This is a genomic window from Amycolatopsis sp. NPDC102389 (assembly GCF_044765885.1).
GTDB lineage: Bacteria > Actinomycetota > Actinomycetes > Mycobacteriales > Pseudonocardiaceae > Amycolatopsis.
In genome coordinates, this window is the sequence record NZ_JBIWKX010000077.1 from 11,827 (window position 1) to 33,152 (window position 21,326).

At 67.8% G+C, this 21,326-nt stretch carries 17 protein-coding genes; 9 read left to right on the top strand and 8 right to left on the bottom strand.

The genetic code is table 11. The annotated features are described in order from the left end of the window. Nucleotides 1-332 precede the first annotated feature (332 nt). The 4 genes from ACIRGA_RS36870 to ACIRGA_RS36885 form a co-directional block, all read right to left on the bottom strand. Nucleotides 333-1,541 carry an acyl-CoA dehydrogenase family protein gene (locus tag ACIRGA_RS36870; protein ID WP_007033833.1) on the bottom strand — a complete coding sequence of 403 codons (1,209 nt, stop codon included), beginning with the start codon at nucleotides 1,539-1,541 and terminating at the stop codon, nucleotides 333-335. A gap of 18 nt (nucleotides 1,542-1,559) precedes the next feature. Further along, nucleotides 1,560-2,855, bottom strand: a complete 1,296-nt coding sequence (locus ACIRGA_RS36875) for an acyl-CoA dehydrogenase family protein (protein WP_400950627.1) — start codon at nucleotides 2,853-2,855, stop codon at nucleotides 1,560-1,562. 110 nt (nucleotides 2,856-2,965) lie between these two features. Then, the gene (locus tag ACIRGA_RS36880) at nucleotides 2,966-4,189 is read right to left on the bottom strand and encodes a low temperature requirement protein A (protein ID WP_400950629.1); all 1,224 of its coding nucleotides are present in this window, start codon (nucleotides 4,187-4,189) and stop codon (nucleotides 2,966-2,968) included. Nucleotides 4,190-4,227: 38 nt separating this feature from the next. Further along, the gene (locus tag ACIRGA_RS36885; protein ID WP_400950632.1) at nucleotides 4,228-5,418 is read right to left on the bottom strand and encodes a TetR/AcrR family transcriptional regulator; all 1,191 of its coding nucleotides are present in this window, start codon (nucleotides 5,416-5,418) and stop codon (nucleotides 4,228-4,230) included. Nucleotides 5,419-5,563: 145 nt separating this feature from the next. Between ACIRGA_RS36885 and ACIRGA_RS36890 the strand changes: the two genes are divergently transcribed. The 7 genes from ACIRGA_RS36890 (at nucleotide 5,564) to ACIRGA_RS36920 (ending at nucleotide 13,336) form a co-directional block, all read left to right on the top strand. Continuing rightward, nucleotides 5,564-6,775 (top strand): acetyl-CoA C-acetyltransferase, encoded by a 1,212-nt coding sequence (locus ACIRGA_RS36890; RefSeq protein ID WP_400950635.1) that lies wholly within the window; start codon nucleotides 5,564-5,566, stop codon nucleotides 6,773-6,775. 10 nt (nucleotides 6,776-6,785) lie between these two features. After that, complete coding sequence (locus tag ACIRGA_RS36895) at nucleotides 6,786-8,957, top strand: 3-hydroxyacyl-CoA dehydrogenase NAD-binding domain-containing protein (protein WP_400950640.1); 2,172 nt, start codon at nucleotides 6,786-6,788, stop codon at nucleotides 8,955-8,957. A gap of 129 nt (nucleotides 8,958-9,086) precedes the next feature. After that, the gene (locus ACIRGA_RS36900) at nucleotides 9,087-9,644 is read left to right on the top strand and encodes a helix-turn-helix domain-containing protein (protein ID WP_400950668.1); all 558 of its coding nucleotides are present in this window, start codon (nucleotides 9,087-9,089) and stop codon (nucleotides 9,642-9,644) included. Continuing rightward, the gene (locus ACIRGA_RS36905; RefSeq protein ID WP_400950643.1) at nucleotides 9,631-10,524 is read left to right on the top strand and encodes an SRPBCC domain-containing protein; all 894 of its coding nucleotides are present in this window, start codon (nucleotides 9,631-9,633) and stop codon (nucleotides 10,522-10,524) included. The genes ACIRGA_RS36900 and ACIRGA_RS36905 overlap by 14 nt, the downstream gene beginning before the upstream one ends. Before the next feature lie 9 nt (nucleotides 10,525-10,533). Beyond that, a complete protein-coding gene (locus ACIRGA_RS36910) occupies nucleotides 10,534-11,286 on the top strand; it encodes an SDR family NAD(P)-dependent oxidoreductase (RefSeq protein WP_400950646.1) in 753 nt (250 codons plus the stop codon). Between the two features lie 100 nt (nucleotides 11,287-11,386). Next, on the top strand, nucleotides 11,387-11,851 hold the full coding sequence (locus ACIRGA_RS36915) for a DUF3761 domain-containing protein (protein WP_400950671.1): 465 nt from the start codon (nucleotides 11,387-11,389) through the stop codon (nucleotides 11,849-11,851). A gap of 57 nt (nucleotides 11,852-11,908) precedes the next feature. Continuing rightward, a complete protein-coding gene (locus ACIRGA_RS36920) occupies nucleotides 11,909-13,336 on the top strand; it encodes an MFS transporter (RefSeq protein WP_400950650.1) in 1,428 nt (475 codons plus the stop codon). Between the two features lie 48 nt (nucleotides 13,337-13,384). Here ACIRGA_RS36920 and ACIRGA_RS36925 read toward each other — a convergent pair whose 3' ends face one another. From ACIRGA_RS36925 to ACIRGA_RS36940, 4 genes are all read right to left on the bottom strand, one after another. Then, nucleotides 13,385-14,938, bottom strand: a complete 1,554-nt coding sequence (locus ACIRGA_RS36925) for an acetolactate synthase large subunit (protein ID WP_400950654.1) — start codon at nucleotides 14,936-14,938, stop codon at nucleotides 13,385-13,387. Nucleotides 14,939-14,950: 12 nt separating this feature from the next. Then, nucleotides 14,951-16,333 carry an FAD-binding oxidoreductase gene (locus ACIRGA_RS36930; protein WP_400950657.1) on the bottom strand — a complete coding sequence of 461 codons (1,383 nt, stop codon included), beginning with the start codon at nucleotides 16,331-16,333 and terminating at the stop codon, nucleotides 14,951-14,953. A 174-nt stretch (nucleotides 16,334-16,507) separates the two neighbouring features. Beyond that, complete coding sequence (locus tag ACIRGA_RS36935) at nucleotides 16,508-17,005, bottom strand: DUF3830 family protein (protein ID WP_038508763.1); 498 nt, start codon at nucleotides 17,003-17,005, stop codon at nucleotides 16,508-16,510. Next, nucleotides 17,005-18,255, bottom strand: coding sequence for an aspartate aminotransferase family protein (locus ACIRGA_RS36940; protein ID WP_400950659.1), 1,251 nt, complete (start codon nucleotides 18,253-18,255; stop codon nucleotides 17,005-17,007). Before ACIRGA_RS36940 ends, ACIRGA_RS36935 begins: the two co-directional genes overlap by 1 nt. Nucleotides 18,256-18,343: 88 nt before the next feature. Between ACIRGA_RS36940 and ACIRGA_RS36945 the strand changes: the two genes are divergently transcribed. Continuing rightward, complete coding sequence (locus ACIRGA_RS36945; RefSeq protein ID WP_400950662.1) at nucleotides 18,344-19,807, top strand: NAD-dependent succinate-semialdehyde dehydrogenase; 1,464 nt, start codon at nucleotides 18,344-18,346, stop codon at nucleotides 19,805-19,807. Continuing rightward, complete coding sequence (locus ACIRGA_RS36950; protein ID WP_400950665.1) at nucleotides 19,804-20,865, top strand: tartrate dehydrogenase; 1,062 nt, start codon at nucleotides 19,804-19,806, stop codon at nucleotides 20,863-20,865. Before ACIRGA_RS36945 ends, ACIRGA_RS36950 begins: the two co-directional genes overlap by 4 nt. Nucleotides 20,866-21,326: the final 461 nt, after the last annotated feature.

A 21,326-nucleotide genomic window follows, 5' to 3' on the forward strand; every position in this document is an offset into this window, starting at 1 on the left:
GCTGAGGAAGGTTCTTGAGGGGCAAGCGTGGCTCTCAGGCGAGCCCGGGAGTGGCGATTCGGGGTTCTGGTGGCGAGAGCGGCTCGCCAACATGGCTTGCGCGTTCTTGACTGTCCATAAGGGACACCGATCGAGATCCAAGTGACCGGCAGGGGGTTGGCGTGCCTGGTGTTGACGATGTGGGAATCGGGACGTTCAGTGTCCCGATTCCCACATCGTCGAGGGGTAGCTCGTGCGACCCGCTTCGCAGTCGAGCGGGGAGGAATCCGGACGACTCTCCGCGAACCTGCACGCCTAGCGCAAGGGAGGGAGCCTTCACGGCATTGCGGACGCTACTTGAGCTCCGCGCTCGTCTTGCCCAGGATCCGGCGCGCCACGATCAGCTGCTGGATCTGTTGCGTGCCTTCGAAGATGTCCAGGATCTTCGCGTCCCGGCTCCACTTCTCCAGCAGCGATTCCTCGGTGTAGCCCAAGGTTCCGGCCAGCTCGACGCATTTCAGCGTGATCTCGACGACCGATCGGCCCGCCTTCGCCTTGGCCATCGAGGCCTGCAGCGAGTTCGGCTTGCGGTTGTCGGCCATCCACGCCGATTCCATGGTCAGCAGGTACGCCGCTTCATAGTCGGCCTCAAGCTGCAAGAACGTCGCGGCCGCGGCGTGCTGGCTGTGGACGGGCTTGTCGTAGTCGATGGTCACCCCGGCGTCGGTGAGGATCTTCCGGGTCTCCTCAAGTGCCGCGCGGGCGACACCGATGGCCATCGCGGCGACCAGCGGGCGGGTGTTGTCGAAGGTCTGCATGACCCCGGCGAAACCCTTGGCGGTGTCGATCTCCGGTGTGCCGAGGAGGTTTTCCTTCGGCACACGGACGTTTTCGAAGCGCAGCACGGCGGTGTCGGAGGCGCGGATGCCGAGTTTGTGCTCGACGCGCACCACCTCGAAGCCGGGCGTGCCCTTCTCGACGACGAACGACTTGATCGCCGCGCGGCCCTTCGTCTTGTCCAGGGTGGCCCAGACGACGACGGCGTCGGCGCGCTCGCCCGCGGTCACGAAGATCTTTTCGCCGTTGATCACGTACTCGTCGCCGTCGAGGCGCGCGGTCGCGGTGATCGCGGCGGAGTCCGAGCCGCAGTCCGGTTCGGTGATCGCCATCGCGGCCCACAGCCCGGAGAACTTCTTGAGCTGTTCGTCGGTGGCGACCGAGCCGATGGCGGCGTTGCCGAGCCCCTGGCGCGGCATGGACAGCAGCAGACCGACGTCGCCCCAGCACATCTCGATCGTGCCGAGCACGATGTTGAGGTTGGAACCGTTGCGGTTGCCCGGTTTCTCGTTCTTCTCGGACCGGCGGACGCCCGCCGCGCCCGCGCCGCCCTCGCCGGAGGAGTTCAGCCCGTCCAGCAGCGCGGCGAACATGTCGAGTTCGGCCGGATAGGTGTGCTCGGCGCGGTCGTACTTGCGCGAGATCGGCCGGAACACCTCGGCCGCGGCCTGGTACGCCTGGTTGATCAGGGTGCCGGCCTTCTTCGGAACCTCAAGGTTGATCATGATTGCCTTTCGAAAGTCCTAGAGTAGGACGGCGCCTTCCATGACGCCGATCGCGCGGAGGTCGCGGTACCAGCGTTCGACCGGGTGTTCCTTGACGAACCCGTGTCCGCCGAGGAGCTGTACTCCGGCACTGCCGATCTGCATTCCCTTGTCCGCGGCCAGTTTCCGGGCCAGCGCGACCTCACGGGCGTACGGCTTGCCCTGTTCGGCGCGGGCGGCGGCGCGGAGCGCGACCAGCCGCAGTCCTTCCAGCTCGATCGCGATGTCGGCCACCGAGAACGCGACGGCTTGGCGGTGGCTCACCGGTTCGCCGAACGCCTTGCGCTCGTTGACATACGGCACCACGTAGTCGAGGACGGCCTTCGCGGTACCGGCGGCCAGCGCGGCCCAGCCGAGCCGCGAGAGCCGGACGACCTCGGTGAAGACGTCGGCCTTGCCGCCGCCGAGCAGCGCACCGGCCGGCAGAGCGACCTTCTCCAGGTGCAGCTTCCCGGTCGCCGCGCCGCGCAGGCCCATCGCCGGTTCGGACTCGATGGTGACGCCGGAGTTCGAAGACTCGACGAGGAAGAGCGCGGGACCGCGGCCTTCGAGATCGGCCGAGACGATGAACAGCTCGGCGTCCGCGGCGCGCGGGACCAGCGACTTCACGCCGTCGAGCTGGTAGCCCTTCGGCGTGCGGCGGGCCTTGGTGGCCGGCTTGAACGGGTCGAACAGCGGGGTGCGCTCCTGCAACGCGAGCGCCGCGGCCGGGACGTTCTCGCCGACGAACGCGGGCAGGTAGTCCGCCTGCTGCTGCTCGTCGCCGTAGGACACCAGCGCGGTGCTGACCGCGGACGGCGCGAGCACCGCGACCGCGAGCCCCAGGTCGCCGTGCGCGAGGGCCTCGGCGACCAGCGCGTTCGTGACCACCGACCGCTCGGTGCCGACCCCGCCCAGCTCCTCGGGGATGCCGACGAGCGTGATGCCGAGTTCGGCGGCGCGGCTCAGCAGACCCTCGGGGGCCTGGAGCTTGGCGTCGGCGTCGGCCGCGGCGGGCCGCAGCTGTTCGGCCGCGAACTCCGTCACGGTCTCGACGATGAGCTGCTGATCCTCACTCGGGGTGAGGTCGAACAGTCCCGTGTCCTCGGCAGGCGCGAGCCGCGCGGGCTTGCCGAGCTTCTGGGCGGATTTGAAGGTCCGTCCCGCCGCGCCCGCGACCCGGAAGCCGTTGCGCGTCCCGGCACTGACCAGGTTCTGCACGGGCTTCCGAAGTCCGGCCCGTTCAATGACCTTGCTCCCGGCCAGCCGGGTGAGCGCGGACAGGCCAAGGCCCATCGCGTCTCGTTTCCTAGGCGCACCCACGGTGAGTCTCCCTGCCTCGCTTACCTACTCGTGAGTAGGTTAACTCCCCTGGGGCGGATGCGCTACCACGGGGGAGGCGAACGTCACGCTCGTGAGTGATTCCCGGGGTGGAGGAGGCCCGGATTACTCACAAGCTTGCGCCTCTCGAACACCACTAGTCCCACCGCGGCCAGCGCCACGACACCGACCAGTGCGATCGCCGGCACCAGCTCCAGCAACGGTGTCGCCGCCAGCAGGACGACCGCGAGCACCAGCCGCTGCACGTTCCACGAGCCCAGGTTCCGCCGTCGCAGCCCGCTCAACGCGATCAGATAGAGCGCGAGCCCGCCGGTGAGCGCCCAGATCGGCGTCCCGTGCAGGCTGTCGGAAAGGCTGTGGTGCTCGGTGTCGGACACGTACAGCAGCGACTTCTTCAGTCCCAGCGCCACGAGCACGATCCCGGCGATGAGCGGCAGGTGCAGGAACGTGTACGTATCCGTCCCGATCTGCACCCGCTCCACGCCCTCCGCGCGCTTCAGGTTGCGCTCGGACACGTGCGCCACGACGGCGAAGTACATCCACCACATCGACGAAGCGAGCGTGAGCCCGAAGACGGCGGCCAGCGTGATCGGCCAGGACATCGGATACGAGCTGATCCCGATGCCGATCGCCACGATCGACTCGCCGAGCGCGATGATCACGATCAGCCCGAAGCGTTCGGCGAAGTGGCCGGGTTGGTGCAGCCTCCAGTCCGAGGAGCGGGTCCGGAAGACGTTGACGTAGTCGGCGAGCATCGCGACCGCCCAGATCCCGAGCTGCACCCAGCCGGAGAAGAAGGCCGCGACGGTCAGCAGCGCGACGCTCGGCAGCAGGCCGACGAACATCGTCAGGACCGTCTTGCGCAGCTCCGCATCGTTGCGCCCGGCCCCGAGGTAGGCGAGCAGGTGCAGCAGCCGCACGATGAAATAGCAGCCGACGAACATCAGCGGCGCGTACAGGCCGCCGGGCAGATCCGTGAACGCCTCCGGGATGGTCAGCGAGACCAGGAACATCGTCCCCATCGCGGCGAACATCGCCAGCTGAGCGATGCCGCGGTCGACGTGGAGGGTGTTGGCCAGCCAGGCGTAGGCGCACCAGCACCACCACAGCACTGCGATCATCACCACCCCCTGCCCGATACCGAGCGGGGTGAGGTGATCGGCCATCAGCTGAGTGGTCTGGGTGATGGCGTAGACGAAGACAAGGTCGAAGAAGAGCTCCAGCGTGGTGACCTTGTGGTCTTCTTCCCGGGTCACCAGATGCAGGCCGCGTTTCGTGGGCACGCGCATATCGTGCACCGCCGGCCCTCGCCGGACACCCGAGTTTGCTAAGAGCTGACTTTCAGGACGGCGTGCGTCAGCGCGGTCAGCTCGGCCTCGATGTTCGGACGGCCGTTGACCCGCCGGGTGCGCGCGAGGTCGTTTGCGATGGTCAGCGCCGCGTGCACGGTGATCTTCACTTCGCGCAGGCTCAGTTCCGGGTGGACTTCCGAAGTCAGCGCGATCCAGCGCGCGACGTAGTCCCGCTGGACCCGGATCAGGTCCGCCTTGTCGCGTTCCGGCAGCTCCATGGGACTGCCCGAAAAGGACACCAGCAGCTCGGGCGTGCGCAGCAGGGTGTGCACATAGGACGCCGCCAGCCTGCGGAGCGCGTCGCGTTCGTCGTCGGTCCGCAACGCGCGTTCCGCGCCGAGCGCCAGCCTGTCGGCCGCCCGATGCCCGATCGCCACCATCAACGCGGCCTTGCTGGGGAAGTGCCGGTACACGCTCGGGCCGGCGATCCCGGCCGCCGCGCCGATCTCCTCCATGCTCACCGAACGAAAGCCGCGCTGCCCGAACAGCTCGGTCGCGGCGGCGAGGATCTGCTCGCGGCGGGACGGCTCGCCGAGCGCGAGCGACGGCGTCTCTTCCGGCGGCTCGGCGGGCTCGGGCAGTGTGACATGCAGCACCGACTCCGCCAGCTGGACCAGGATCTGCGCGAAGCGTTTCTTCGCCACGGACGTGTGGTGTACGGAGACGCTGCCGAACACGCTCAGCCCCGCCCAGCACAGCAGTTCGGCGTCGTCGGCGGTCAGTTCCGGGCGTAACGCGCGGAGCGCCTTGGACCACGCTTCGAGCACCGCGCCGGACCGGCGGCGGATCTCGCGCCGTTCCTCCCGGGGCAGATGCCTGCCCTCCCAGCGCCACAGCGCGGCGACCTCGCGCCGCTCCACCGCCTGTGCGGCGAGGGTGCCCAACAGGGCGTTGACCTGGGCGGGAGCGGGTAGGTCGACGTCGGTGAGCGTCTCGGTGGTCGCCGTCTCCATGTCGTCGATGCCGGACAGCACGACGTAGGACAGCACCGCCTGTTTGTCCGCGAAATGCCGGTACAGCGCGGGCCCGGTGATCCCGGCCGCGGCGGCGATGTCGTTGATGCCGACGCCGTGGAACCCGCGGGCGCGAAAGAGCTCCGCGGCGAGGCCTGCCAGCTGGGCCTTGCGGTCGCGCGGTCGGGGGGAACGCTCGGTCGGGTGATCCATAGGTGAACCCACGATAGCGTCGGTTGCGTGCATCGCAACCCATTGACACCATGGGGTTATCGCGGTTTATGTTAATCGGCATTAGCATGGCTACTGGCCGGTACGTTTCATCCTGTTACAGCGCCGTACGCGGAGGAGTTTTTCTGTGAGTAGCGAGGCCTACATCTACGAGGCGATCCGTACGCCTCGCGGCAAGAACAAGGGCGGTGCCCTCCACGGCACCAAGCCGGTCGATCTCGTGGTCGGCCTCATCGAGGAACTGAAGGTCCGGCACCCGAACCTCGACCCCGCCGTGATCGACGACATCGTCCTCGGCGTCGTGTCCCCGGTCGGCGAGCAGGGTGCCGTGATCGCGCGCACCGCCGCCTTGAACGCGGGCCTTCCCGAGACGGTCGCCGGCGTGCAGCTGAACCGCTTCTGCGCCTCCGGCCTCGAAGCCACCAACACCGCCGCGCAGAAGGTGCGCTCCGGCTGGGACCAGCTGATCATCGCCGGCGGTGTCGAGTCGATGTCGCGCGTGCCGATGGGCTCCGACGGCGGCGCGCTGTTCATGGACCCCGCCACCGCGTACGACAACTACATCGTCCCGCAGGGCACCGGCGCCGACCTGATCGCGACCATCGAGGGCTTCTCCCGCGAGGACGTCGACGCGTGGGCCGTGCGTTCGCAGGAGAAGGCCGAAGCGGCCTGGTCCGGCGGCTACTTCGCGAAGTCCGTCGTCCCGGTGAAGGACATCAACGGCGTCACGATCCTCGACCACGACGAGCACCGTCGCCCCGGCAGCACCGTCGAGGGCCTCGGCAAGCTCAAGCCCGCCTTCGCCGGCATCGGTGAGCTGGGCGGCTTCGACGCCGTCGCGCTGCAGAAGTACCACTCGGTCGAGAAGATCAACCACGTCCACACCGGCGGCAACTCGTCCGGCATCGTCGACGGCGCCGCCGTCGTCCTGGTCGGCAACGAGCAGATCGGCAAGGACTTCGGCCTGACCCCGCGCGCCCGCATCGTGGCCACCGCGACCGTCGGCTCCGAGCCCACGATCATGCTCACCGGCCCGACCCCGGCCACCGAGAAGGTCCTCAAGATCGCCGGCCTCACCCCGGACGACATCGACCTGTGGGAGCTGAACGAGGCCTTCGCCTCGGTCGTCCTCAAGTGGATCAAGGACCTGCACCTCGACGAGGAGAAGGTCAACGTCAACGGCGGCGCCATCGCGATGGGGCACCCGCTGGGCGCCACCGGCGCGATGCTGGTCGGCACCGTCGTCGACGAGCTGGAGCGTCGTCAGGCGCGCCGCGCCCTGGTCACCCTGTGCATCGGCGGCGGCATGGGCGTCGCGACCATCATCGAGCGGGTCTGAGGAAGAGACAATGACTGAAGCGAAGACCATCCGCTGGGAGCAGGACGCCGACGGCATCGTCGTGCTGACCCTGGACGACCCGAAGCAGTCCGCCAACACGATGAACGCCGACTTCCGCGAGTCGCTCGGCGTGGTCGTCGACCGCTTGGAGGCGGAGAAGGACAGCATCACCGGTGTCGTCCTCACCTCGGCCAAGAAGACCTTCTTCGCCGGTGGCGACCTCAACGACCTGATCCAGGCCAAGCCGGAGCACGCCGCCGAGATCACCGAGAGCAGCTCCCTGATGAAGGGCCAGATGCGACGGCTCGAGCAGCTGGGCAAGCCGGTCGTGGCCGCCATCAACGGCGCCGCGCTCGGCGGCGGTCTCGAAATCGCGCTCGCGACGCACTACCGCATCGCGGCCGACGTCAAGGGCAGCCAGATCGGTCTCCCCGAGGTCACCCTGGGCCTGCTCCCCGGCGGCGGTGGCATCGTCCGCACCGTGCGCCTGCTGGGCATCCAGAGCGCGCTGCTGAACGTGCTGCTGCAGGGCCAGCGGCACCGCCCGGCCAAGGCCAAGGAACTCGGCCTCGTGCACGAGCTCGTCGGCACCGTCGAGGAGCTGGTCCCGGCCGCGAAGGCGTGGATCAAGGCCAACCCCGAGGGCGGCGTGCAGCCGTGGGACGTCAAGGGCTACAAGATCCCGGGCGGCACCCCGTCGAACCCGAGCTTCGCGGCGAACCTGCCCGCGTTCCCGGCGAACCTGCGCAAGCAGATCAAGGGCGCGAACATGCCCGCCCCGCGCGCGATCCTGGCCGCGGCCATCGAGGGTGCGCAGGTCGACTTCGACACCGCGATCACCGTCGAGACCCGCTACTTCATCAGCCTCGCCACCGGCCAGGTCTCGAAGAACATGACGAAGGCGTTCTTCTTCGACCTGCAGAGCATCAACTCCGGCGGCTCGCGGCCGGACGGCTTCGAGAAGTACACCGCCAAGAAGGTCGGCGTCGTCGGCGCGGGCATGATGGGCGCCGCGATCGCGTACGTCTCGGCGAAGGCCGGGATCGACGTCGTGCTCAAGGACGTCACCCTCGAAGGCGCCGAAAAGGGCAAGGGCTACGCGGTCAAGCTGGAGCAGAAGGCTCTTTCCCGCGGCAAGACCACGCAGGAGAAGTCCGACGCGCTGCTCGCCAAGATCAAGCCGACCGACAAGGCGGAGGACTTCGCCGGCGTCGACTTCGTGATCGAGGCCGTCTTCGAGAGCGTCGAGCTGAAGCACAAGGTGTTCCAGGAGATCGAGGGCATCGTCAACCCCGACGCCGTGCTCGGGTCCAACACCTCCACGCTGCCGATCACCTCGCTGGCCGAGGGCGTGCAGCGGACCGAGGACTTCATCGGGATCCACTTCTTCTCGCCGGTGGACAAGATGCCGCTGGTCGAGATCATCTGCGGTGAGAAGACCTCGCCCGCCACGCTGGCGAAGGTCTTCGACTACACGCTGCAGATCAAGAAGACCCCGATCGTCGTCAACGACAGCCGCGGCTTCTTCACCTCGCGCGTCATCGGCACCTTCATCAACGAGGCCGTCGCCGCGCTGGGCGAGGGTGTCGAGCCGGCGTCGATCGAGCAGGCCGGTTCGCAGGCCGGATACCCGGCCCCGCCGCTGCAGCTGATGGACGAGCTGACCCTGACGCTGCCGCGCAAGATCCGCAAGGAGACCCGCGAAGCGATCGAGGCCGCCGGCGGCACCTGGAACGCGCACGCGTCCGAGGGTGTCATCGACCGGATGGTGGAGGAGTTCGACCGCAAGGGCCGCTCCACCGGCTCGGGTTTCTACGACTACGACGAGTCGGGCAAGCGGACCGGTCTCTGGCCGGGCCTGCGCGACGCGTTCAAGTCGGGCAGCGCCGAGGTTCCCTTCGAGGACCTCAAGGAGCGCATGCTGTTCGCCGAGGCGCTCGAGACCGTGAAGTGCTTCGACGAAGGCGTGCTCACCACCATCGCCGACGCGAACATCGGCTCGATCTTCGGCATCGGTTTCCCGGCGTGGACCGGTGGTGTCATCCAGTACATCAACCAGTACGAGGGTGGCCTGCAGGGCTTCGTCGACCGCGCGCGTGAGCTGGCGGAGCGCTACGGCGACCACTTCACCCCGCCCGCGTCGCTGGTCGAGAAGGCCGCGAAGGGCGAGATCTACGAATAAGCGCCTGACCTGAAAGGCCCCTTCATCGCGAACCTTGCGATGAAGGGGCCTTTCGCGTTGCCGGGGTCAGCGCGGCTCGATCGGGCCCGATTGACAAAATACTTTTTTACGTTCAAACTGGTTTTTGTGATGAAGGACGTGGAGTACCTGGAGCGGCTCGAGCAGGCGGAGGCGTTGCTGAAACCGCAGCGGGTGGACGTTCTGCGGCAGCTGGCGGAGCCGCGGTCCTGCACCGAGGTGGCAGCGGTGCTGGATCAGACGCCGCAGCGGGTCTACTACCACGTGAAGCGGCTGGTGGAAGCCGGTCTCGTGAAGCAGGTGTCGGAGCGGAAGGTGCGCGCCGTCACCGAAGGCGTGTATCAAGCGACCGCCCGGTCGTACTGGTTGTCACCCGGGCTGGTCGGACGGCTCGGCCCGCGGGCGGCGCGGGACGAGCTGAGCCTGGGCTACTTGGTGGACCTCATGGAAGAGGTCCAGGCGGACGTCGCCGCGCTCGACCGGACCGCGCCGGAACTGCCGTCGATCGGCGTCTCCGGCGAGATCCGGGTGGAGCCCGAGCGGCGCCAGGAGTTCCTCGACGAACTGAAGACGACTTTGCAGGATCTGTTCACCCGCTACGGCGGAGCGGAAGGCGACGCCTTCAAACTCGCCGTGGCCTGTTACCCGAAGGGAGATGCCCGTGACTGAGCCGACGAGGTTCCAGGTGCGCGTGCGCGCGCCGATCGACGAGGTCTGGCACGCGCTGATCGATCCCGGGGCGTTGCGCGAGTGGCTTTCCGAATACGCGGAAGTCGATTTGCCGTCCCGGTACGAGTTCTGGGGCCGCTACACGCCGGAGGGCGATCGTCCGCGCCAGCGGCTGTTGCTGGCCGAGGACAATGTCCTGCGGTTCGCGTGGACCGTCGGCGGGACGGAGACCGTCGTCGAGATCGCGCTGGCGGAAGACGGGGACGGCACGTCCTTGTCGTTCAGCCAGACCGGCCTGCCGGATTACACCGCGATGCTCGCCGACCCGGATTCGGCGCTCGGCATGATGTACACGTTCTGGGCGCTTTCCGTCGCGAACCTCGTCGACCACGTCGAGGGACGGCCGCTCACCGCCCGCTGTGACCTCACTTCCCCGCTGATGAGCGAAGAAGTGCGGATCGACGCGCCGCGAGGCGAGGTCTACGCCTCGATCGCCGACCCCGCCGTGTTCACGCGCTGGTTCGGCGCCCGGATCGAGGCGGAGCCCCACGTCGGCGGCCGCTGGGCGATGGGATCGCTGGAAAACGACCCGGCGCCGGCGAAGATCGTCGACCTGGTGCCCGACGCCAAGATGTCGCTCGCGTACGAGGACGGTGTCGTCGCCACTTGGGAACTCGAAGACTCCGGCGGCGCCACGAAGCTGACGTTCGTCCAAAGTGGATTCTCCGAAGAGAAGCCGCCCTACGGTTCGTGGATGGGCTGGCTCAGCGGTCTGGCGGAACTGCGCCGGTTCCACGAACTCGACCCGTGGCTTCCGCTGTGGGCCGATGTCCATTTGGAAGGAACACCCGAAGGACTCATCACCTCGGACAGGAAGTAGGAGGAATCGATGTTGCTCGAAGGCAGGAACGCGATCATCTACGGTGCGGCGGGCGGAATCGGGAGCGCGGTGGCCCGAGGGTTCGCCAGGGAGGGCGCGACCGTCCATCTCACCGGTCGCACACTGAAGAAACTCGACGCGCTGGCCGAAGAGATCCGGGAGGCGGGCGGGAAAGCGGAAACGGCGGAGTTCGACGCACTCGACGAAGCCGCCATCGACGAGCATGCCGCTTCGGTGGCTTCCACGGCGGGCAGCGTGGACATCTCGATGAACGTGATCACGCACAATGACGTCCAAGGCACGCCGCTGGTCGAAATGTCGTTGGAGGACTTGGAAAGCCCGGTCCGGACGGCGGTACGGACCAACTTCCTGACCGCGCGGGCGGCCGCTCGGCACATGATCGGGCAGGGGTCCGGAGTGATCCTGATGTTCGGCGGCGACGGTGATCCGCTGCCGGGATATCACCTCGGCGGGCTCCAGGTCGCGTTCAGCGCGATGGAGGCGTTGCGGCGAGGGCTGGCGTGCGAACTCGGGCCGCGGGGTATCCGTGTCGTGACCCTGCGCACCGGCGGGATCCCGGAGACCATACCGGCGGGCGCCGGGCTCGACGACGCCATCCGTGACATGGTCGACGCGACGATGCTCAAGCGGACGGCGTCACTCGAAGACGTCGCCAGGGTGGCCGCCTTCGCCGCGTCGGATCATGCGCGCAGCATCACGGCGACGGCACTGAACATCAGTTGCGGCTCGATGGTCGACTGACGGTCTTCCCGCTGTAACACCGGCGAACGCTCTCCCGACTACGCGGCACCAACTAGGTGCTGGGGAGGCCGTTGTGCCGAAGAGAACGACGAAGCTGGGCATGGCCTTGGCGATCGGACTTCTGGTCGCCGGAGGCTGCGGTGTCGAGACCGTGCCCAGTGGGCGGGTCACGCCGCAGAGCGGCTCGACGTCGACCGGGTCGACAGCGTCGACACCGAGCAGTAGCTGGGCGCCGCCCACGAGTACGGCCACACCTGCCCCGGCACCTCAGCAGTTCGTGCCGCCGGCCACGACCGCGGTCGAGGTGCCGAAGCAGGTCGAGCCGAAACCGACGAAGGCACGTCCGAAAACGACGCAGGCGACGCCGACGGCGAAGGCGCCGAACCTGGCGGAGTGCGGAAGCGACTACTACCGCAACACCGACGGCGTATGCGTCCACCGTCCGGCGACCGGGCCCGGCGCGGCCGACGGCGCGACCGCCCTTTGCAAGGACGGTTCGTACAGCTACAGCCAGAATCGCCGCGGTACCTGTTCCGGGCACGGTGGGGTCCGCACCTGGCTGTGATCCCATCGGTCAACCGTTCACCGAGAAGGGTGGTGCTGTGTAAGGTCGGATCATGGGATGCGCATGGTGAAACCGTCCGGACGGGCACCTTCGCCCCGGGTCTTCGTGGTCGTGCTCGCCACCTGCGGGCTGGTGGCCTCGTTCATGCAGACGCTCGTCGTCCCGCTCATCCCGGCGTTTCCCCGGCTGCTCCACGCGACTCCCTCGGACGCGTCATGGGTGGTGACGGCGACGCTGATCGCCGGAGCCGTGGTGATGCCGGTGAGCGGCAGGCTCGGCGACCTCTACGGCAAACGCCGGTTGCTGCTGATCAGCCTGGGCTTCCTGGTCGCCGGTTCGGTGGTGTCCGCGCTGACGAGTTCGCTCGCGCTGATGGTCCTCGGCCGGGGGCTCCAGGGCTGTGCGATGGGCGCGATCCCGCTGGGGATCAGCATCATGCGCGACGAACTCGCACCGGAACGGGTCGGTGCCGCGATCTCGGTGATGAGTTCGACGCTCGGTGTCGGCGGTGCCATCGGGCTCCCCGTGTCGGCGCTGGTCGCGCAGAACGCCGACTGGCACGTCCTCTTCTGGGCGTCGGCGGGGCTGGGCCTCGTTTGCGGCCTGCTGATCCTCTTCGTGGTGCCGGAGTCGCCGGTGAAGACACCGGCGCCGTTCGACTACCTCGGCGCGCTGGGGCTGACGGCCGGACTGGTCTGCCTGCTGTTGCCGATCGTCAAGGGGAGCGAATGGGGCTGGGACAGTGGCCGCACGCTCGGCTTCGCCGGGAGCGCGGTGGTGATCCTGCTGGTCTGGGGCGCCTACCAGCTGCGGCGTCGTGATCCGCTCGTGGACCTGCGGGTCTCCGCGCGGCGGCCGGTGCTGTTCACCAACTTCGCGTCGATCATGATCGGATTCGCGCTGTACTCGATGGCGTTGTCGTTCCCGCAGCTGCTGCAGGCGCCCGCGTCGACCGGCTACGGCCTCGGCCTGACGATGGTGCAGGCCGGGCTCTGTCTCGCGCCGAACGGGCTGGTCATGTTCATGCTGTCGCCGGTTTCGGCCCGGCTCATCGAGCGCTACGGACCGCGTACGACGCTGATGGTCGGCGCCACCACCATCGCGACCGGGTATGTCTTCGCGACCGTGCTGATGGACAACGCCTTCGAGCTGATCACGGCGTCGATCATCATCGGCGGTGGAGTGGGCATCGCTTACGCGGCCATGCCCGCGCTGATCATGGGCTCGGTCCCGGTCACCGAAACCGCGTCCGCGAACGGGCTGAACTCGCTGATGCGCTCCGTCGGCACTTCGACGTCCAGCGCGGTGATGGCGTCCATGCTCGCGTCGCTGGCGATCACCGTCGGCGGGGTCTCCGTCCCGTCCGCGGCCGGATTCCGGCTGAGCTTCGTGGTCGCCGCCGGCGCGGCGCTCCTCGGGCTCGTCCTGACCGCTTTCGTTCCGAAGCAACGTCAGTCCGAGCCGCTGGTGGCTTCGGCCCACTAGCGCCTTGCGTGCGATGAAGGGACTTCATCGCACGCAAGGACGCTTCGCTCAGAACAGCGTGGGAACGATCGCGTCGATCAGGTGCGGCCCCGGTTCGGCGAGCGCGCGCTGGAACTGCTCGGCCAGCTCCTCCGCGGTCGTCGCCCTGGTCGCCGGGACGCCCATGCCCTCGGCGATCTTGACGAAGTCCATGTCGGGCCGGGAAAGATCGAGGAGTTCGTTCGCCTTCGGACCGCTCGCGTCCGCGCCGACCCGCTGCAACTCCAGCCGCAGGATCGCGTATGCGCGGTTGTTCAGCAGGACCGTGGTGACGTCGAGGTTCTCCCGTGCTTGCGTCCACAGCGCCGAAATCGTGTACAGCGCGCTGCCGTCGGACTGCAGGTTGATCACCGGCCGGTCCGGCGCGGCGACGGCGGCCCCGGTCGCGACGGGCATGCCATAGCCGATCGCGCCACCGGTCAGGGTCAGCACGTCGTGCCGGGGCGCGCCCGCGGTCGCGGCGGGCAGCAACAGGCCGGAGGTGTTCGCTTCGTCGGCGATGATCGCGCGTTCCGGCAGCAGCGCGCCGATCACCTCGACCCAGTTCTGCGGGGTCAGCGGCCCGGACGGCAGCGCGGGCCGGGCGGCCTCCTGCAGGACCGGCTCGGTCTCGGCCGCGACCAGTTCCGCCACGTCGTTCAGTGCTCGTGGCACGTCCTGCCCGACTTCGGCCAGCACATGGACCTGCGCGCCTTCGGGAACCAGGTTGCTCGCCTTGCCGGGGTAGGCGAAGAACGACACAGGTGCCTTCGTGCCGGCGACGATCACGTGCTTGATCCCGTCGAGCTGATACGCGACCTGCTCGGCGAGATAGCCCAGCCGCTCGATCGTCGGCAGGCCTTCGCCGCGTTCGAGCCGTGCGGGGAAGGTCTCGACGAAGGTCTTCACGCCGGTCGCGGTCGCTATCCGGCTGGTCGCGCGCAGTCCGGCCTCGAGGCAGCCGCTGCCGCCGACGAGCAGGGCGACCGGTTCACCACTGTTCAGCACTTCGGCGATGTTCTTCACCGTCGTCGCGTCGACCACCTGCGGGATCCGAGGCGGGATGGGCGCGCAGGTTTCGCCGCCCTCGCCCCACGACGCGTCGGCGGGGAGGATCAGCGTCGCCACCTGACCCGGGGCGTCCTGGGAGGCCGCGACCGCCGCCGCGGCGTCGGCACCGACGTCCTTCGTGTGCTCCGAGCGGCGGACCCAGCCTTCGAGTGAACCGGCGACGGCCTCGATATCCGATTCGAGCGGGGCGTCGTACTGCTTGTGGTAGGTCGCGTGATCGCCGATCACGTTGACGATCGGGGTGTGCGCGCGGCGCGCGTTGTGCAGGTTCGCCAGCCCGTTCCCGAGTCCGGGGCCGAGGTGCAGCAGCGTCGCCGCCGGCTTGCCGGCGATGCGCGCGTACCCGTCCGCGGCGCCGGTGACGACGCCTTCGAACAGGCCGAGCACGCCACGCATTTCGGGCACGGAGTCGAGCGCGGCCACGAAGTGCATCTCGGAGGTGCCCGGGTTGGAAAAGCACACGTCGACGCCCGCGTCGACGAGGGTGCGGATCAGGGACTGGGCGCCGTTCATCTCACTCACTTTTCAAGCCCTCTCAGCGAAAAGAACGCCGGGGTTGAGGATCCCGGCCGGGTCGAAGCTCTCCTTGATCCGGCGCATCAGCGCGATCTTCGCCGGGTCCTCCAGGTCGAGGAAGTAGCCTGCCTTGGCCCTCCCGAGGCCGTGTTCGCCGGAGATCGCGCCGCCGAGTTCCATGCCGAGCGCGAAGATGTCGGTCAGCAGCTGCTTCCGCTTGTCCGTGTCCTTGCAGAAGATGGCGAGGTGGACGTTGCCGTCGCCGGCGTGTCCGCAGCCGAGCGCGCCCGCCTCGCGCGACATCGCCATTTCCCTGGCCTTGCGCAGGAACTCGGGCATGGCGGACCTCGGGACCACCACGTCGATGACGTCGTCGGCGCCGGCCGCCTTTGCCGTCCAGAACGCCTTTTCGCGGGCCTCGATGAGCTTGCGCGCCGAAGGGCCTTCGAGCACGTACACGTCCATCGCGCCGAGGTCTCCCAGCAGCCCGCCGAGCTCCTCGACGTCGGCGTGCAGCCGGTCGTTGTCGCGGTTTTCCAGCGCCACCACCAGATAGGCCTGCGCGGTGTCGCGGATGGCGTCCGGCACGCCGAGGCTGAGTTTCTCGTTGTAGCTGATCGCGGCGAGCGTCAGGTTGTCGATGTACTCGAGGATATGCGGCGCGAGCCCACTGGAGATGATCTTCGGGACGACGGTCATCACCTCGTCGAAGGTCTCGAACGGGGCGAACACCGTGGCGCCGTGCGGCAGGCGCGGGTACAGCTTCACGATGACCTCGGTGGCGATCGCGAGGGTGCCTTCGGAGCCGATGATCAGCTGTGTCAGGTCGTACCCCGTCGACACCTTCGAGGTCTTGCCACCGGTCCGGATGATCTCGCCGGTCGGCAGCACGGCCTGCAGGCCCACGACGTTGTGCCGGGTGACACCGTATTTGACCGCGCGCATGCCGCCCGCGTTCGTGCCGACGTTGCCACCGACACTCGCGCTCAGTTCGCCGGGGTAGACGGTGTAGCCGAGTCCGGCTTCCGCGGTCTTTTCGTCCAATTCGGACAGTGTGACGCCGGGCTGGACGACGGCGACGTGGTTTTCGGTGTCGATCTCCAAAACCGCGTTCAGTCGTTCGAACGAGATCACCAGGCCGTCTTCGCGTGGCCGCGCGGCACCCGAAAGGCCGGTGCCCGACCCTCTCGCGGTGACCGGCACGCCGTGTTCGCTCGCCGCCTTCAGCAGCTCCGCGACCTCCTCTGCGCTTCCCGGTTTCGCCAGGTGGGCGGGCCTCTGCGCGGAGGTGGTCAACGCCTCGTCGTGTGCGTAGTCCTCGGGGATCGCCTCGCCTGACAGCAAGTTCGCGTCCCCGACGATTTCGGCGAACCGTGCCGCAACATCGCCCATCGACTGCCCTTCCTCACGCTTCTTTGCCTGGTTACCGAAGCGTAGTACGTCGTGGGCGGAGATGGCCATGAATCATTTTCATGTTCGCTTCGCGGCGGGAGGCGGGGATGCGGGCTGCGCGGCGTCGGACTCGGGGTGGTGCGGGTTCCGAACGGCCCGCACCGCCCCGAGGTTTCACGCGCGGGCGAACGAAAGAGTCTCGCCCTCGACACCGCGCAGCCAGAGATCCTGCGCGGCTTCCGCCATCTCGGCCAGCCCCTCTTCGATCGTCGCGAACACGTTGCCGGGCACCCAGCCCGCGTCGCCGTTGATCAGCAGGTTGTTGCGGCCGTAGAAGATCGCAAGATCCGTCGCGCCCTGGTCGCTGTGCGCTTCACTGTCTTCGTCGTACCCGTATGCCGGGTTGCCGATCTCCCAAGCCTCGAACCCGAAGTACACGACATCCCCCGGGATCGGGGTCACGGTGGGGTTCTCGCGGCCCGGTTTCGGTTCGGCGAAGGGCGGTACGAGTGTGTAGACCTCGTTGCGCGCGTACTTCGCGTGGTAGGCCGAACCGCTCTGCGGCAAGGCGTCCCACACCGCGCGGCACGTCCGCGGGGCTTCGGCGTCGAGCAGCCGGGCGCGGCAGGACACCCCGCGCTTGTCCAGGGTGATCGTGATGTAGCGGGCCATCACTCGACCCCCGCCACGACGTCGCCCCAGATCCGCAGCGCCTCGTCGACCTGCTCGGAGTCGACGATCAGCGGCGGCACCATCCGGACGACGTTCATGTACGCCCCGCACGTCAGCAAGAGCAAACCGTTGGAAGACGCGGCTTTTTGCGCCGCCTGGGCCTTCGCCGTGTCCGGCTCGCCGTCCGGCGTGGTGAATTCGGAGCCGACCAGAAGCCCCAGCCCGCGCACGTCACCGATCGACGGGGACTTGTCCGCGATCACCCGCACGCCTTCCAGAAGCTGGCGTCCTCGTTCGGCGGCGTTCTCGACCAGGCCCTCCTGCTGGATCACCTCGAGCGTGGCGATCGCCGCCGCGCAGGCCACCGCGTTGCCGCCGTAAGTCCCGCCCTGGGAACCGGGGAGCGCTTTCGTCATCAGCTCCTCCGACGCGGCGATACCCGAGATCGGGAACCCGCTCGCGAGGCCCTTCGCAATGAGCACGATGTCCGGGCGTACTCCGAAGTGCTCGTGCCCCCAGAACCGCCCCGTCCGGCCGAAGCCGGTCTGGATCTCGTCCATCACCAGCAGAATGCCGTGTTTGTCGGCGCGTTCCCGCAGCCCGGCGAGGAACTCCGCGTTCGCCGGGACGTACCCGCCCTCGCCGAGCACTGGCTCGATGAAGAACGCGGCCGTCTCGTTCGGCGCGCAGACCGTCGCGAACAGGTAGTCGAGCTCACGCAGGGCGAACTTCGTCGCCGTCTCCTCGTCCCAGCCGTAGTGGAAGGCGTACGGGAAGGGTGCGACGTGCACCCCGGACATGAGCGGCGAGATCCCGGCGCTGAACCGGGTACCCGACGTCGTCATCGTCGCCGCCGCGACGGTCCGGCCGTGGAACCCGCCCTGGAAGACGATGACGTTGGGCCGCTTGGTCGCCTGCCGCGACAGCCGGAGCGCCGCCTCGACCGCCTCGCTGCCGGAGTTCGCGTAGAAGAGTGAATCCAGGCCTTCGGGCAGGACACCGCCCAGCTTCTCGGTGAGCTCCAGCATCGGCTTGTGCATGACCGTCGTGTACTGCCCGTGGACGAGTTTGCCGATCTGCTCCCGCGCCGCGCTCACCACGTGCGGGTGACAGTGGCCCGTGCTGGTCACGCCGATACCGGCGGTGAAATCCAGGTGACGTTTGCCATCGGTGCCGTAGAGGTAAACCCCTTCACCGTGGTCGACCACGACCGGCGTTGCCTGCTTGAGCAGCGGTGATAGCTGGGCCATGGGCTGCGCTCCTAGGTCGGCTGAGCTGTTGTCGATTGTTGACAATATCCATAGCATGGCGTTCGGGACAACATGGAGGAGCGTTGGGATGAGCTCGATCAGTGAGGCCGGCGTAGTCACGGCGGTCGACAAGGAACTGTTCATCGGCGGCAAGTGGGTGCCCGCCACTGACGGGAAGACCTTCCCCGTTCTCGACCCCTCGACAGGTGAAGCCCTGTGCGAGGTGGCCGACGCGTCACCGGCGGACGGCGTCAGCGCCCTCGACGCGGCCGTCGCCGCGCAGGCCGACTGGGCGAACGTCGCCCCGCGTGAACGCGGCGAGATCTTGCGCCGCGCCTACGAGCTGCTGATCAAGCGCGCCGACGAACTCGCGTTGCTGATGACCCTCGAGATGGGCAAGCCGCTCGCGGAGTCGAAGGGCGAGATCGCCTACGCGGCCGAGTTCTTCCGCTGGTTCGCGGAGGAAGCCGTCCGGATCGACGGTGGTTACGCCGTCGCTCCCAACGGGTCAGGCCGGTTCCTCGTGACGAAACAGCCGGTCGGGCCGTGTCTGCTGATCACGCCGTGGAACTTCCCCATGGCGATGGGCACCCGCAAGATCGGGCCCGCGGTCGCGGCAGGCTGCACGATGATCATCAAACCCGCGGCTCAAACCCCCCTTTCGATGTTGGCCCTCGCGGCGATCCTCGCCGAAGCGGGCTTGCCGGAAGGTGTGCTGAACGTGCTCACGACGTCGGACTCCGGCGGCGTGATGGAACCGCTGATCCGGGACGGCCGTGCCCGGAAGCTCTCCTTCACCGGCTCGACCGGTGTCGGACGGAAGCTGCTGGAACAGTGCGCGGACAAGGTGCTCCGCACTTCGATGGAACTCGGTGGCAATGCCCCCTTCCTCGTCTTCGAAGACGCCGACCTCGACGCGGCGATCGAAGGCGCGATGACCGCGAAGATGCGCAACATCGGCGAGGCCTGCACGGCCGCGAACCGCTTCTACGTCCAGCGGGGCATCGTCGGCGAGTTCTCCCGGCGCCTCACCGAGCGCATGGAGGCCCTGCCCATGGGGCGCGGCACCGAAGAGGGTGTCGTCGTCGGCCCCCTCATCGACGAAGCCGCCGTCGAGAAGGTCAGCGGTCTGGTCTCCGACGCCACCGAGCGAGGAGCGCGCGTCCTCACCGGTGGATCCACTGTGGACGGACCGGGCAACTTCTATCAGGCCACGGTGCTCACCGACGTGCCCAAGGACGCCAGGCTCGCCTCGGAGGAGATCTTCGGGCCGGTCGCCCCGATCACCCCGTTCGACAGCGAGGACGAGGCCATCGCGGCGGCGAACGACACCGAGTACGGTCTCGTGTCCTATGTGTACACCTCCGATCTCAAGCGGGCACTGCGTGTCTCGGAACGGCTGGAAGCCGGCATGATCGGCCTCAACCAAGGGCTGGTTTCGAATCCGGCGGCGCCGTTCGGCGGGATCAAGCAATCCGGGCTCGGCCGCGAGGGTGGCAGCGTCGGCATCGACGAGTTCCTCGAGACCAAGTACATCGCGGTGGCTCTGTGACTACTTCTTATCGGATCGCCGCCATTCCCGGCGACGGAATCGGTGTCGACGTGACGGTCGAGGCCCGCAAGGTCCTCGACCGCGCGGCGGCATCGCATGGTTTCTCCTTGTCCTGGACGGAGTTCGACTGGAGTTGCGAGCGGTACACCAAGACCGGCTCGATGATGCCGGACGACGGTATCGAGCAGCTTTCCCGTTTCGACGGGATCTTTCTCGGCGCGGTCGGCTTTCCGGGTGTCCCGGACCATGTGTCGTTGTGGGGGCTCCTCATTCCGGTTCGGCGCGCGTTCGGGCAGTACGTCAATCTCCGGCCGGTCCGGCTCTTGCCGGGCACGACGTCGGCACTGGCGGGCCGCGATGCCGACGAACTGGAGATGGTGATCGTCCGGGAGAACTCCGAGGGCGAGTACTCGGAGCTCGGTGGCAGGCACAATCGTGGCCTGGGAAACGAGTTCGTCTTACAGGAATCCGTGTTCACGCGAGTCGGGGTGGAGCGGATCATCCGCTACGCCTTCGAGCTGGCGAAGACGCGGACGGGGCGGGTCTGCTCGGCGACCAAGTCCAACGGGCTCATTCATTCGATGCCGTTCTGGGACGAGATCTTCGCCGAGGTCTCTTCGGAATATCCGGACGTGCACGCCGAACAATGCCATGTCGACGCGCTCGCCGCGCGGATGGTGCAGGCGCCGGACCGGCTCGACGTCGTGGTCGCTTCCAATCTGTTCGGCGACATCCTGAGCGACCTGGCGGCGGCCGTGACGGGCGGGCTCGGAATGGCGCCTTCGGGCAATATCAATCCGACCGGCGAGCTCCCTTCCATGTTCGAGGCGGTGCACGGCAGCGCTCCCGACATCGCCGGACAGGGCATCGCGAATCCGGTGGCGCAGATCCTGGCGGGGGCGATGCTGCTCGAACATCTCGGGGAAGCCGTTGCGGCACAAGACGTGCGCGCAGCGGTGGAAAAGGTTCTCGAGGAGGGGACCGTGCAGACCCCTGATCTCGGTGGGAAATCCACCACCGCCGAACTCGGGTCCGCGGTGGTCGCCGCTCTATCTTGAACCATCCGACCAGTGACGTGTCAAGTCCCGGATGTCATGAACGGTCCATTCATGATTTCCCGGATGGCGGTAGCAGTGCATGAAGGACCCCTTCCTTGCGTTAGGCGCAAGGAAGGGGTCCTTCATGTACTCAGGGAGGTGCGGCGCTAGTGGCGGGCGGCTAGGTGTAGTGCCCTGTGAGCCCTGTTGGCGGTCTTCGCGACAGGCTCCGCCCGCGCGACCACTTGCGGGAAGCCGCCACCCAACCCCACTGTCCACAAAGGCCTCTCTGCGGGTAAAGGCTGCCCGATTAGCCTGGTTTGAGTGTTTTCACGAAGGGGTCGTGAGTGGCGAGTGTCGTTATTTTGAGCCGAAGGTCAAACGTGACGTGTTCTCGGGCGGCCCGATGATGGGATGAAGGCTCCCTTCGCCGCGTCTAATGCGGTGAAAGGAGCCTTCGGCCCTGGTCAAGCGCGGGTCGT

Coding starts and splice junctions, on each gene's coding strand:
- ACIRGA_RS36870 (WP_007033833.1), bottom strand. CDS start 1,541: ATGATCAACCTTGAGGTTCCGAAGAAGGCCGGCACCCTGATCAACCAG.
- ACIRGA_RS36875 (WP_400950627.1), bottom strand. CDS start 2,855: ATGGGCCTTGGCCTGTCCGCGCTCACCCGGCTGGCCGGGAGCAAGGTC.
- ACIRGA_RS36880 (WP_400950629.1), bottom strand. CDS start 4,189: ATGCGCGTGCCCACGAAACGCGGCCTGCATCTGGTGACCCGGGAAGAA.
- ACIRGA_RS36885 (WP_400950632.1), bottom strand. CDS start 5,418: ATGGATCACCCGACCGAGCGTTCCCCCCGACCGCGCGACCGCAAGGCC.
- ACIRGA_RS36895 (WP_400950640.1), top strand. CDS start 6,786: ATGACTGAAGCGAAGACCATCCGCTGGGAGCAGGACGCCGACGGCATC.
- ACIRGA_RS36900 (WP_400950668.1), top strand. CDS start 9,087: ATGAAGGACGTGGAGTACCTGGAGCGGCTCGAGCAGGCGGAGGCGTTG.
- ACIRGA_RS36905 (WP_400950643.1), top strand. CDS start 9,631: ATGCCCGTGACTGAGCCGACGAGGTTCCAGGTGCGCGTGCGCGCGCCG.
- ACIRGA_RS36910 (WP_400950646.1), top strand. CDS start 10,534: ATGTTGCTCGAAGGCAGGAACGCGATCATCTACGGTGCGGCGGGCGGA.
- ACIRGA_RS36915 (WP_400950671.1), top strand. CDS start 11,387: ATGGCCTTGGCGATCGGACTTCTGGTCGCCGGAGGCTGCGGTGTCGAG.
- ACIRGA_RS36920 (WP_400950650.1), top strand. CDS start 11,909: ATGCGCATGGTGAAACCGTCCGGACGGGCACCTTCGCCCCGGGTCTTC.
- ACIRGA_RS36925 (WP_400950654.1), bottom strand. CDS start 14,938: ATGAACGGCGCCCAGTCCCTGATCCGCACCCTCGTCGACGCGGGCGTC.
- ACIRGA_RS36930 (WP_400950657.1), bottom strand. CDS start 16,333: ATGGGCGATGTTGCGGCACGGTTCGCCGAAATCGTCGGGGACGCGAAC.
- ACIRGA_RS36935 (WP_038508763.1), bottom strand. CDS start 17,005: ATGGCCCGCTACATCACGATCACCCTGGACAAGCGCGGGGTGTCCTGC.
- ACIRGA_RS36940 (WP_400950659.1), bottom strand. CDS start 18,255: ATGGCCCAGCTATCACCGCTGCTCAAGCAGGCAACGCCGGTCGTGGTC.
- ACIRGA_RS36945 (WP_400950662.1), top strand. CDS start 18,344: ATGAGCTCGATCAGTGAGGCCGGCGTAGTCACGGCGGTCGACAAGGAA.